Below are 12,443 nucleotides of genomic sequence, written 5' to 3'. Positions count from 1 at the left end.
CTCGATTCGCCGCCCGACTCCGCGTCGGCGCCCGTTATGTCACCAAAACAACTACATCGGGGCCGTCGGAACCGGTCGAACGCGCGACCATGGACGAACTCTCACGCACGCTCGAGGAATACGAGTCCGACGCCGACGCCTACGTTCGGAAGTATCGCGCCGAGTCCGTCGCTGACCTGTACGGCGACCCCTTTTTCGACGCCCTCGCCGGCGAGCGACTGCTGGACGTCGGCTGCGGTCCCGGATCGGACGTCTCGACGTTCGACGCCGCCGGCTACGACGCGGTCGGACTCGATCTGACGGCCTCGTTCCTGCGAGCGGCCCGCGACCGCGAACCGACCGCGCCGTTCGTCCGGGGCGACATGCGCGACCTGCCGTTCGAGGACGGCGCCTTCGACGGCGTCTGGAGTTCCGCGTCCTTTCTGCACGTGCCCCGATCCGACGCGACTGCGACGTTGCGGGAGTTCCGTCGCGTGCTCCGTCCCGACGGCGTCGTCTTCTGTCTGGTCAAGCGCGCCCCGACGACGCCCGACGAGTCACGCGACAGGCACTTCGAGTACTATCGTCCGGACGAGATCCGCGCGCTCCTCGAGAGGGCGGCGTTCGAGCCAGTACGCGTCGAAACCGAGGAAAACTGGATCTGGACACTGGCGCGCGTCGGAACGACCGAAGCCACCCGAACGGCCGGCGATCCGGAGCGATCACCGTGACCCGACGGCGTTCCGCGGTCTCCGCCGGCCGGCTATCGCGGGGTACAGCGACAAACGTCTCGAGTCCATCGCCTCGAACATGGCCATCCCGGGGTACGATTCGAGCAACGTCGCGGAGTACACACTCGAGCAGGTCGGCGCCCGCGTCGCCGTCGTCGCGGGCGTCGTCCCCGACGCGTTCGGACTCGAAAAGAGCGGGGACGAGGGGCCGGTCGACGCCCTCGGCGACCCCGTCGAACTACAGGCCGTCGACGACCTGAAAGCCGTCGAGGCCGTCGAGATCACGCTCGTTTACGATCCGTCGCGGCTCCCGCCGGGCGCGAGTCCGACGGACGTCGCGGTCGCCGTCGACACCGACAAAGGGTGGGAACCGCTCGAGTCGACGGTCGACCTCGAGGAGACGACGGTGACGGCCCTGCTCAACGATCGGCCGCCGGGGTCGACGGTCGTCGCGGGCTACGACGACCGAGACGACGAATCCGACGAGACGTCCGCGTAACGCGACCGCTGCTTAGGTTTCCGGTTCGATGTACACCTTCTGCACCTGATCGTCGTGCTCCATCAGCGCGCGTTCGATCGCCGTAATGCGTTCGTCGATCTCGTCGGTGTCGAGGCCGGAATCGAACGCGACGTCGGCCGTGAGAAGCAGTTCCTCGGCTCCGAAGTAGACGGTTCGGAGGTCGATGAGTTCGGTGACGCCGTCCCAGTCGGCGACGATCCGCCTGAGTTCGTCTTCGTCCGCTTTCGGCAGGCTCTCGCCGAGGATGAGACGCTTATTCTCCCAGGCGAGCGCGACGGCAAAGCCCATGAGCATGATCCCGATGATGAGCGCGGCGCCGGCGTCGTACATCGGGTTTCCGGTGACCCGACGAAGGTAGATCCCGAGCAGCGCGATCCCCGCGCCGGCGAGCGCGATGGAGTCCTCGGTGAGCGCGGTCAGGGTCGTCACGTCGCTGGTCTTGCTGAACGCCTCGCGGAGGCTCGTCCACCCGTGTTCGTCCATCTGGCGGCTGATTCCCTGGTAGGCCTTCCAGAGCGCGTAGGATTCGAACGCGATCGCGCCGAGCAACACCGCGTAGTTGACGAGGACCGGATCGAACGACCGTCCCAGCAGCGCAACGTCTCCGCTGGCGCGGTGGACGCCGCCGTGGGTCAGCGCGTTGTAGCCGTGGCGGGCGCTTTCCCAACCGGCGATGCCGAAGAGCATGACGCTCACGAGGAGGCTGTAGAAGAACTGCGCCTTCCCGTGGCCGAATGGGTGGCTCCGGTTCGCTTCCTGTGCGCCGTACTTGATCCCGACAAGCAGGAAGACCTGGTTACCCGTGTCCGAAATCGAGTGATATGTCTCCGAGAGCATCGCGGGGCTCCCGGTCAACAGGTAGCCGCCGAACTTCAGGATCGCGATCGCGCCGTTCGCGAACAGTGCGGCGAGGACAACGGAGGTGCTACTGGCCATCGTCGTTCCCTTCGAGCGGGTCCGTTAAAAGTGTCGACCGCGCGACGACAGTGTTCGACTTCGAAAGGAACCTGTCGGCGCCGCCCGAAGGGCGACCATGATCGCGATTTTCTCGGACACGCACAGCGGCGACGGCCACCAACTCGAGGGCGAGGCCCTGACCGCGGCCCGCGAGGCCGACACCGTAATCCACGCCGGAGATTTCACGAGCGAGGCGGCCCTCGAGGCCGTTCAGTCGGAGTGCGACCTGCTCTACGCCGTCCACGGCAACGCCGACAGCGCGGCCGTCCGGGAGCGACTGCCGACGGCCCGCGTCGTCGAGGCCGACGGCGTCCGCTTCGCCGTCACCCACCGCCGGGACGGCGGCGAGACGGGGCTAGCGATGTTCGGCCGCTCGCGGGACGCCGACGTCGTCGTCTTCGGCCACAGCCACCGGCCGACCGTCGTCGAGACCGAGGACGCTCTCCTGTTGAACCCCGGCAGCCACGCTGATCCGCGCGGAAACCGACCCGGATTCGCCGTCCTCGAGGAGCGAGCGGACGGAACGGCTCTCGAGGGCGAGATCCACGACCCGAACGGAACGGTCCTCGAGTCGTTCGAACTCGAGGTCCGGCACGAACGGTAACGAAGATTACTGCGTTGTCGGCGCTGTTCCGGTTCGACGTCGACCGCCGAGTCGGAGCACGACCACGGCGGCGCCGTCGGTCGACGAGCGATCGGATCACGGTAGTTTGGAGCGAACCGACGAAAGGAACCCGTCCGACTCGACCGATTCTTCGTCGCCGGTATCCTCGGTCGCCGTCTCGCCGACTGCCGATTCCGATCGATCGCGCTCCGAGTCGGCGAGCAGTCGGTCGACGGACTCCTGTTCGGCCGCGTCCATCCCGGCCACACCGGACTCGTCGGCCGGCGATTCCGCGGCCCTCCCGTCGGCGGCCGACTCCTCGGCGCCCCACTCGAAATCGTCGACACCGCTGCCAGCACCGTTACTGCTGACACCGCTGACGATCTCCGAGACCGCGGTTTCCGGCGACTTCGATCCGTCGTCGTCCGGCGCCGACTCCCGTTCGGCGACTGGAACTTCGCTCGTCGTCGACGCCGCGCTCCGTCGATCGGCGTCGTCGGTGTCGTCGCCGGCCAGCGCTTTCGACCGCCCGGTCGCCGCTTCGGCGTCGGCGGTTTCCCGTCGAACCGCCTCGAGGGCCGACTCGAGTTCGCCGATCCGATCCTCGAGCCGGTCGACGGTCGCGACGGCCATCGCGGCCTGCCGTTCGACGTCGTCGTTGACCGACTCGACGTTGTCGACGAACCCGGTCAGCGACTCCGTCTCCGCCTCGAGGGCCGCGAGCCGCCGTTCCTGTTCGTCGACCCGCGTCTCGAGGCGTTCGACGGTCTCGGTGAGCGTCGCCAGATCCCCCAGCGCATCGACCTCGTAGTCGCCGTCGATGACGGCCCGTTCGACGGCGGCGAGACGATGGTCGATTCGATCGATATCGGCCATGGGCTATCTGCCCGCTCGTTTCCATTTAAACCTCAACACGACGAAGGAGCCGATAGCGGGAGGTGGCTCCCTCGAGCGGCGGATGCGCGGTTCAGTCAACGTGACGGAGACCGGTGTCGTCGACCAGCGGCCGGTCGTCCGGGACGGAACGGCCCGAACGTCCATTCAGTCGGTGCCGGCCGTCGGAGTGGTATCAGAGTCACTGTAATCGCTCGCGCGCGGACTGTCGCCGCCGTGGGGCGTGTCCCGCCACCGAACCTGCGCGGCGTGGACGGTCTCCGTGGCGTCGTCGATGACCACCACTTCGCCGGGCTCCGTCGGCATTCGGTCGTCGAGGGACCCGTTCATGTACGTCGGCTGGGCGCTCTCGAGCGCCTCGAGGTCGGCCTCGGAGGTGAGCCGGTGGGAAACAAGCACGTCCGACTGCGAGATGCCGACCGGCGGGACGGCGCCGGGCCGCTGGGTCGCGGTCACGAGGCTGACGCCGGGCGCGCGGCCGCGCGTAAGAATCGTTCGAAGGGCCGGCTCGGCTACGCCCTCGAAGAACGTGTGGGCCTCGTCGAGCAACAGCCAGGGGAGCCGATCGATCGTCCCGCGGACTCGAGCCCGGTAGAGCGCCTCGCCGACGCCGCGGCAGACGGCGTTCATCGCTCGGGCCTCGAGGCCGGAGACGTCGACGATCGTCACCTCCGGCCCGCCGAGGTCGGCCGCCGAGAGGCCGTCCGGATCGAAGACGCCCCATGACGCCGCGAGGTTCAGGTGGTTGATCGCGGTTCGCTTGTCCGCGTCGGGCGCGTCGGTCGCCTCGACGCGGTCGCGCATGGCGGCGATGGTTGTCGATTCGGTCGCGGCCTGCCAGACGAGGCTTCCGGCGCCACTTTCCGGCGAGAGGTCCAGCAGCGCACACCACGATTTCGGATCGAGCGAGGTCGCTTCGACCGCCGGGGACGCGACGACCTCGGCGGGGACCGGATCGCCCTCGGCGTCGGCGGCGAGCGTGTCGAAGACGCCCATCGGATCGACGATCACGGGCGCGACGCCCCGCGATCGCGCGAGTTCCTCCGCGATGACGCCCATCGTGAATGACTTCCCGTACCCGCGCTTGCCGACGACGAGCGTGGCGTGCGGGCCGTCGAGGTCGAGAAAGAGGTCGGCCCCTTCGCTCCCGTCGAGCGCCCGGTATCGGCCGAGCCGTCCCGCGGGTCCCTCCGCCAGATCGTCGCCGCGCCCAATTACGAAGCTCATGGGGATAATATGCTCACTATACAAATTATAATTTCTCGCCACAGTTTAAGTAGAAAGGATGGGAGAATAGCGGCATGCTCCGCAAGGAGATGCGAACTGACGGCTCTGATCGCGGATCGAGCAGTCGCTTCCGCCGGGACGGCAGGTCAATCGCGGGACGGCCGAGTCGGCGATCCGCCGGGAAGCGACAGGTGATGTCCGGCGACCCCTCGAGAAAGACGGGGAATCGAACCGGTACGACGGCACGAGTTGGGACGCTATGGATACGGTAGCGTACGAATCGGTGATCGGAATCTCGTATGGGCTGTTGATCGCCGTCGTGACGGCGTCCCTCGTCGCGGCGGTCGCGCTCGGCCTCGGCTACGTCCGCCGGCGACGACTGCCGCGAGCCGCGTCGGTCCTGGTCGCAATCGCGCTGGCCGGTGGGATCGGCTACGCGATCGGCGTCTTCGACGTCGACCCCCTGTCGGCGCAGGCGGTCCGGATCGCCACGGCGCTGTTCGCCGTCGGGGTGACCGCTGCCTACGCGGACAGCCTTGGCTGGCGACTTGCGACCGAACTCCCCCGGAAGACGTCGCTGCCCGTCGAGCGCGGTCGGACGCTGTCCGGCGACGCGATCGACGCAGTCGACGCGATGGGGCAGGTGACGATCCGCGCGAGCGGCGACGTCCGCGCGTTCGACGGCTATCCGCCGCTCGACCCCGACCTCCGGGCGGCCCTCGAGGATGGCGCGTGGCGGCTGCCGGCGGACCTTCCGCTCGCGGCACTCGAGACCCGCCTCGAGGATCGACTCGAGACGACCTACGACCTCGAGGCGGCCTCGGTCGCCGTCGACGGTCGGGGGCGGGCGACGATCGCCGCGGCGCCGCCGGCCAACGGCGTCGCGAAGCGGGTTCCGGACGGCCGGCGCGCCGTGTCGGTGCGGACGCTCCTCCCGACCGGGCTCGCGCCGGGCGACGACGTTCTCGCGATGACCGAGGCGACGACGGTCGCCGGGACCGTACTCGGCACCAGCGTCCGCGACGACGTCGTCACGGACGGCGGACGCGCCGTGCCGGACGCGACCGCGACGTCCGCAGCCGACGGCGACGGTACTGGCGGAGCGACCCGGCCGTCGGCGACCGTGGCTCGCGGCGGCGAGGGACGGGTCACCGTCGTCGTACCGACGACGGACGCGGAGGCGCTGCTCGAGGCCGAGCGGGCGCGGATCGTCGTCGTACCGGGCGAGACCACCCGCGAGTTCGACGCCGTCTCGCTGCTCGAACGCGACGGGACGGCGATCCGGAAGGTGCGGTTGACCGAACCGATACTGGCGGTGATCGACGACGACACGGTCGACCTCGAGGTGTTCGCGGTCCGGCGGGCGGAACGCGACGCTAGCGGCGACTCCGACGACGCACCCCGCCCCGACGCGGCAACGAACGAGGGACCGTGGCGGTTCGATCCCGACCCGGCCGCGATTTCGGTCGGCGCGGAGGCGATCCTCCTCGGAACCGACGAGGAGGCCCTCGAGAAACGGACGGACTCGGACGACCTCGGCCGACGAGCAATCGAGGTGAACGACTGAGATGACGGTCGCGATGGCGCTCGAGGCGCTCCCGGACGCGCTGCTCGCGGTCGAACTCCTGCAGACCGGCGACGCGTTCGGCGGCTCGACGACGGTCGAATGGACGCGGACGGCCCTGCTCGGCATCCTCGGGTACGGGCTGCTGGCGGGCGCCGGCGCGCTCGCGGTCGCGTTCGGCTATCGAGGGGCGACCGTTCGCAAACTACCGCGCGGAGCGGCCGTTCTCGCCGGGCTCGCACTCCCGTCTGGTTGGCTCGTGCTCGAGGCGATCCGCCGCGGCGAGGTCGTCGTCGATTCGCCGCTGGTCCACTACACGTCCGGCAGTTATCTCCTCGGGCTGGTGACCGCGGGCGCCCTCGCCGCGACCGCCGGCCACCGGCTCGGCGACCACCTCGCGTGCGGCGTCTACGACGTGACGCGACTCGAGACCGACGGGCCGGCGGCCGACCTCGTCCGGTCGGCCGGACTCGCCGTCGCGGTTACGCTCCCCGAGTCGATCGACGACGCCGAGGGGTACCCCGCCGTCGACGACGGCGTCAAACGGGACCTCGCGGGACGGCGATTCCTGTTCCCCAACGACCTGTCGGTGCCCGAACTTCGATCCCGACTCGAGGCGCGCCTCGAGTCCGACTTCGATATCGGCTACGTCCGCGCGGACCTCTCTGCGGACGGCGCCGTCGAGGCCGTCGCGGTCGGGGATCGCCGACCCGGAATCAGCCCCGCGCTCGGGCCGGATCGGGTCGCCGTCGCCGTCGCCGGCGATCCGCCCGCGCGAGCGAGCACCGGCGATCCGGTCGAAGTCTGGACCGGCGGTGCCGGCGCCCGACAGTATGTCGCGACGGGAACGCTGCGAGCGAGTGCGGGACCGATCACGACGCTGCTCGTCGACGCGGGCGACGCCGAGGCGTTCGATCTCGGCCGGCGGTATCGCCTCACGACGCGGCCGGAGACGCCGAGCGCCGGTCACGCGCTCGTCGCGGCGATCAGGGCCAGCGACGAGACGGTGACGGCGACCGCGGTCGAGGACGGCGGCCCGCTCGCGAACGAGTTCGTCGGCTGGGTGTCGGGCCGCGCGCTCGCGATCGAGCGCGGCGACGAGATCGTCTCGCTGCCGGCCGACAAGGAACCGCTCGAGGCCGGCGACATGCTCTACGTCTTCGGGACGCCCGACGAACTCGAGGCGTCGCCCTCGGACGCGGACGACTCGACGGTGGAGGCGGACGCTGACGAACCGCCGGAAGCGACGCCGCAGACGGCGGACTGACGGCCGACTCCGTCCGCTCGAGGCGATGACCGCAGTCGGGAGTGCGTTCGCTGCCGGCGGCTCCGAACCGCAGGTCGGCCGGACGCCAAGGGCAATAGCTTTCGACCCCCTGAGACAATATGCGCGTATGTCCGAACTGCGCGGTGCCGCCGAGGCCGTGCGGCAGTGTCTGGCCCTCGAGAGCGACGAATCGTGTGCCGTAGTCACCGACGACGACCGCGTTCCGATCGGGGAGGCTCTCTACGAGGTCGCTAGCGAGATCACCGACGACGCGGTCGTCGTCCGCTACCCGCCCGGCGAGACCCACGGGAGCGAACCGCCCGAACCCGTCGCCGCGGCGATGGCCGGCGCGGACGTCGTCCTCGCGCCGACGACGAAGAGTTTGAGTCACACGCGCGCCCGCACCGAGGCCAACGAGGCCGGCGCCCGCGTCGCGACGCTGCCGGGGATCACCGAGGAGGCCTTCACGACGGGACTGGACGCCGACTACGAGTCGATCGCCGCCCGCTGCGAGGACGTCAGAGCGCAGGTGGCCGACGCCGACGAGATTCGCGTGACGACCCCCGCCGGCACCGACATCGCGTTCGGCATCGGCGACCGCGAGTGGCTCTCGGACACCGGGATCGTCCACGAGGCCGGTCAGATGTCGAACCTGCCCGCCGGCGAGGTGTTCGTCAGCCCCGAAACCGCCGACGGGACGTTCGTCGTCGACGGGACGATGCGGCCCCACGGCCTGCTCGAGGACGGTCAGGAACTCACCTTCGAGGTCGAGGACGGCCTGGTCACGCACATCTCCGACGACGAGATACGGGAAACTGTCGAGGGCGCCGCGAAGAAGGTCGGCGACGCCGCCTACAACCTCGCGGAACTGGGGATCGGGACGAACGTCGCGGTCACCGACCTCGTCGGCTCCGTCCTGTTGGACGAGAAGGCCGGCGGCACCGTCCACATCGCGATCGGCGACAACGCGGGCATCGGCGGCCAGACGGAGGCGCCGATCCACCTGGACGGTATCCTGCGGGAACCGACGGTGTACGCCGACGGCGAGCCGATCGACCTTCCGACCGCGACCGACGCCTGATCGCGGCGCGACTCGAGCGAGCCGAGTCTTCCACACTACCCCCGAAACACCGCCACACTACCGGTAAAATATTCCGGTTAACTGTATGTACCTAGTGGTTTCAAGTGATACCGGGGATAGTTCGGACCGATGCGTAACACTCGGGAGTACGATATTCAGGGGATCGAGCTCGTCGACGACCGGTATACGGTCGAGCAGGGGTTCGTTCGAAACAAGTACAAGGCGCTCGACGCCGGCGGCAACACCGTCCTCAAGGGGAAACAGAAGATGTTCAAGATGAAAGATGAGTTCCCCTTCACCGACGGCGAGGGCAACGAGGTGTTCACCGTGAAAGCCGGGGGAATCATCGACGTCGCGGGTAACTACGTGCTCTCGGACGCCCAGACCGGCGAGAATCTCGTCGTGCTGGATAACGACTACTCGCTGCTACAGGATACGTGGACGATCCGCGACGCGACGACCGAGGAGAAACTGGCCGAGATCAACTCTCGCGGCGCGATGGTAACGCTGGCCCGGAACGTCGTTCCCTTCGGCGAGTGGATCCCGCACAAGTACGAGATCACCGACGCGGAGGGCGCTCACGTCGGCTCGATCAGCGGCCGAATCTCGTTGCGCGATCGCTACGATATCACCGTCGACGACGCCAGCTCCGTCCCGAAAGAGCCTGTCGTCGCCGCGGCGATGGTCATCGACGCGATTCAGGGGAACTAGCTCGTTGCGGGGCAGGCATCGGGTCGAACCGAACTCGCGGTCGTCTCGACCGGCTCCGGTTCTCGGCGTGACGACGGCTTCAATCGCTTTTTCAGTGCGTAGCGTCTAGAACGGTTATGAGCGAAATTCCGGATCGGGTTCCGACGCCCTGTCCTTCGTGCTCGCCGGACCTCGAGACGGTCCACGAGGTACTCACGGAAGGCGGCGGCACCCTCACGGTTCGTTGTAGCGAGTGCAGTCACGTCCACAAGATCCAGCCCGAGCGCGAGCGAGAGGTCACCCTCGACGTGGTCGTCTCCCAGGGCGGCGAGTCCTTCACCGCGAACGTGACGACGCCCGAAGACGAGACCGTCGAGGTCGGCGACGAGTTCATCCTCGAGACCGAGGAAGTGCTTTCGACGGTTCGGGTCACGAGCGTCGAACTCGACGGCCAGAAGCGCCGCGAGGAAGCATCCGTCGAGGATATCGAGACCGTCTGGACCCGCGAGGTTGACAACGTCGCAGTCAACGTCACGGTCCACCCCCAGGACGGCTCGCGCGACGACAGCCGCAGTATCACGGTCCACGTGCCCGGCGACTACGAGTTCGAGGTCGGCGAGGTCGAACAGTTCGGCGACGACGAGTTCGAGATCGACGCGTTCGTCGTCCGCAGCGACGCCGCGGACTACGACCGGGATCGCTACGAGATGGAGGGCGATTCCATCCTCGCGAAGGACGCAAAGCGCATCTACGCCTACGACCAGCAGACCAGCGCCTGGTCGGCCTGGTAGGTAGAGGTAGCCGATCGATCGGACGCCGTTGGTCCGACAAGCGACGCTCGCTCGGCGGTGCCGGCACTCGCTACCCACGGTCTATTGCTTGCGAGACGGTATATCGGACCATGTTTCGCAACTTCGGTTCCGACGCCGAGTCCGAGTCCGAGTCCGACTCCGAGTCCGACTCCGACGACTACGAAGCCGTACGCGAGCGCATGGTCCGAACCGTCGCGTCTCGCGTCGACGACGACCGCGTTCTCGAGGCCATGGAATTGGTCCCCCGACACGCCTTCGTCCCGCCGGACCGACGAGATCGGGCGTACGCGGACCGGCCCCTCCCGATCGGGGACGGCCAGACGATCAGCGCGCCCCACATGGTCGCCGTGATGGCCGATCTGCTCGAGTTGGATCCCGGCGACGAGGTCCTCGAGATCGGCACCGGCTGTGGCTACCACGCCGCGGTCACGGCCGAACTCGTCGGCGGCGAGTCGGTCGCGACCGTCGAGTACAGCGCCGACCTCGCCGACCGAGCCCGCGAGCAACTCGCCGAACTCGGGTACGACGGGGTCGACGTTCGGACGGGCGACGGTCGCGAGGGCTGGCCCGAGCACGCGCCCTACGACGCCGCGTACTTCACGTGTGCGGCCGCGACGTTCCCAGATCCCGTCGTCGAGCAGGTGCGGCCCGGCGCCACGCTCCTCGCGCCGATCGGGTCCGGGTTCCAGACCCTCGTCGAGGCGACGAAGCGGGAGGAGGGGGGCCTCGAGCGCACCGAGCACGGCGGGGTCCGATTCGTGGAAATGCGCGGACGGTAACGGCGGATTGACCGCCGGGCGGCGCAAGCGCGCCATTGATAACGACCCGAGCGATACCTCGAGTATGGACCCTGCGGTACTGCGCGAGGATATGGTCGACGGCCTCGAGTCCGCCGCCAAGGATGTCCTCCACGACGAGGTCGTCGCCGTCGCAATGCGGGACGTTCCCCGCCACGAATTCCTCGAGGACGACCGGTCGGCCTACGCCGACCGAGAACACGAGGTGTTGGGGACGCGCGTCCTCGCTCCGAGCACGGCCGCCCGATTGCTGCAAGCGCTGGCCCTCGAGGACGACCACGAGGTGCTGATCGTCGGCGCCGGGGTCGGGTACACGGCCGCCGTCGTGGCCGAAGTCGTCGGCGAGACTAACGTCCACGCGGTCGACATCTCCCGACCGCTGGTCGTCGAAGCCCGCCAGAACCTCGCTCGGGCGGGCTACGAGGGCGTCCTCGTCGACCGCCGTGACGGCGCCGACGGCCTCCCGGAGTACGCGCCGTTCGATCGCGTGCTCCTCGAAGCCGCCGCCGTCGAACCGCCGCGAGCCCTGCTCGGGCAACTGACCGACGACGGCCGACTGGTGTTCCCGCGGGGAACCCAGCGGCAGCGACTCGAGGCGGTCTCCGCCGACGGCGGCCGCTCGCAGTTCGACCCCGTCTCGTTTGCGCCGCTGTTGGTCGAGGGCGAACAGTCGGGTGCCGTCGAGCGAAACCGGACGGCCCGCGAAGATCGGGAACACGCCGTGCGCCGCGCCGAATCCCGGCGCGGCTGGGAACAGGACTGGATCGAGTGGGAAGAGTCGATCGGCTCGCAGTGAAGTCGCCGGTCCGACAGCCGCCGCTTCCAACGTCGTTCCGGGGAGAAGTGGGGGGTGGGGGGGATTGGGGTGGCGATAGAGTATCGCAGATCGCCATCAATTCGTACGCGCCGCGGGGGATTAAATATACTTACTATGTGATTAGCATCACAATGATGGTTTCATCTAATTACTTAGATTCTGGAGGCGGGTCACCGAGACGCATCCGTCGGAGCGGTGCTCGAGTCCGACGCGATCGATGACTACCGAGGCGCGTAGCGATCGATTGCTCTCGCTCACGGCGGTCGGCGTCCGCCTCGCGTCGAGAACTGTCTGCGCTCGGCTGGACTCAGTTCGAACGCGGGGCTCACGAGAACAGTCAATCGATGCGTACAATGGCGACTGATCGACGATATTGTTGGTCGAGCGCCACAGTGAACCGCGCTGATGGCTCTCGGACGGTAAGTCAGGGGGGAAAGTTGGGGGTGGGGGGATTGGGGGTGGCGATAGACTATCGCAGATCGCCATTTACCCATATGTACCGG

The 12,443-nt window shown here is 68.4% G+C and carries 13 protein-coding genes; 10 read left to right on the top strand and 3 right to left on the bottom strand.

Annotated features, from left to right (window positions below; all coding sequences use genetic code 11):
- Positions 1 to 89: 89 nt before the first annotated feature.
- Positions 90 to 710, top strand: a complete 621-nt coding sequence (locus tag C477_RS02620) for a class I SAM-dependent methyltransferase (RefSeq protein ID WP_008892875.1) — start codon at positions 90 to 92, stop codon at positions 708 to 710.
- A gap of 79 nt (positions 711 to 789) precedes the next feature.
- Entirely contained in the window at positions 790 to 1,209 is a 420-nt protein-coding gene (locus tag C477_RS02615; RefSeq protein ID WP_008892874.1) for a hypothetical protein, read from the top strand.
- Between the two features lie 12 nt (positions 1,210 to 1,221).
- On the opposite strand, the gene C477_RS02610 is transcribed toward C477_RS02615, so the two are convergent.
- The gene (locus C477_RS02610; protein ID WP_008892873.1) at positions 1,222 to 2,166 is read right to left on the bottom strand and encodes a cation diffusion facilitator family transporter; all 945 of its coding nucleotides are present in this window, start codon (positions 2,164 to 2,166) and stop codon (positions 1,222 to 1,224) included.
- A gap of 97 nt (positions 2,167 to 2,263) precedes the next feature.
- Here C477_RS02610 and C477_RS02605 point away from each other — a divergent pair, with 97 nt between their 5' ends.
- Positions 2,264 to 2,791 carry a metallophosphoesterase gene (locus tag C477_RS02605; protein WP_008892872.1) on the top strand — a complete coding sequence of 176 codons (528 nt, stop codon included), beginning with the start codon at positions 2,264 to 2,266 and terminating at the stop codon, positions 2,789 to 2,791.
- Positions 2,792 to 2,887: 96 nt separating this feature from the next.
- Here C477_RS02605 and C477_RS02600 read toward each other — a convergent pair whose 3' ends face one another.
- On the bottom strand, positions 2,888 to 3,667 hold the full coding sequence (locus C477_RS02600; RefSeq protein ID WP_008892871.1) for a DUF7310 family coiled-coil domain-containing protein: 780 nt from the start codon (positions 3,665 to 3,667) through the stop codon (positions 2,888 to 2,890).
- Positions 3,668 to 3,832: 165 nt separating this feature from the next.
- On the bottom strand, positions 3,833 to 4,912 hold the full coding sequence (locus C477_RS02595; RefSeq protein ID WP_008892870.1) for an ATP-binding protein: 1,080 nt from the start codon (positions 4,910 to 4,912) through the stop codon (positions 3,833 to 3,835).
- 259 nt (positions 4,913 to 5,171) lie between these two features.
- Here C477_RS02595 and C477_RS02590 point away from each other — a divergent pair, with 259 nt between their 5' ends.
- From C477_RS02590 to C477_RS02560, 7 genes are all read left to right on the top strand, one after another.
- The gene (locus C477_RS02590; RefSeq protein WP_008892869.1) at positions 5,172 to 6,479 is read left to right on the top strand and encodes a hypothetical protein; all 1,308 of its coding nucleotides are present in this window, start codon (positions 5,172 to 5,174) and stop codon (positions 6,477 to 6,479) included.
- A 1-nt stretch (position 6,480) separates the two neighbouring features.
- Entirely contained in the window at positions 6,481 to 7,743 is a 1,263-nt protein-coding gene (locus tag C477_RS02585; RefSeq protein ID WP_008892868.1) for a TrkA C-terminal domain-containing protein, read from the top strand.
- A gap of 127 nt (positions 7,744 to 7,870) precedes the next feature.
- Positions 7,871 to 8,824, top strand: a complete 954-nt coding sequence (locus C477_RS02580) for an aminopeptidase (protein ID WP_008892867.1) — start codon at positions 7,871 to 7,873, stop codon at positions 8,822 to 8,824.
- A 129-nt stretch (positions 8,825 to 8,953) separates the two neighbouring features.
- Positions 8,954 to 9,535, top strand: a complete 582-nt coding sequence (locus C477_RS02575) for an LURP-one-related/scramblase family protein (protein WP_008892866.1) — start codon at positions 8,954 to 8,956, stop codon at positions 9,533 to 9,535.
- Between the two features lie 116 nt (positions 9,536 to 9,651).
- Positions 9,652 to 10,305: an HVO_0476 family zinc finger protein gene (locus C477_RS02570; RefSeq protein ID WP_008892865.1), complete on the top strand. Its 654-nt coding sequence runs from the start codon at positions 9,652 to 9,654 to the stop codon at positions 10,303 to 10,305.
- Between the two features lie 110 nt (positions 10,306 to 10,415).
- Entirely contained in the window at positions 10,416 to 11,105 is a 690-nt protein-coding gene (locus C477_RS02565) for a protein-L-isoaspartate(D-aspartate) O-methyltransferase (RefSeq protein WP_008892864.1), read from the top strand.
- 64 nt (positions 11,106 to 11,169) lie between these two features.
- Positions 11,170 to 11,919, top strand: a complete 750-nt coding sequence (locus C477_RS02560; RefSeq protein ID WP_008892863.1) for a protein-L-isoaspartate O-methyltransferase family protein — start codon at positions 11,170 to 11,172, stop codon at positions 11,917 to 11,919.
- Positions 11,920 to 12,443 lie beyond the last annotated feature (524 nt).

Origin of the sequence: Haloterrigena salina JCM 13891, assembly GCF_000337495.1 — an archaeon.
Taxonomy (GTDB): Archaea; Halobacteriota; Halobacteria; order Halobacteriales; family Natrialbaceae; genus Haloterrigena; species Haloterrigena salina.
This window is presented reverse-complemented; position numbering and strand designations above follow the sequence as displayed.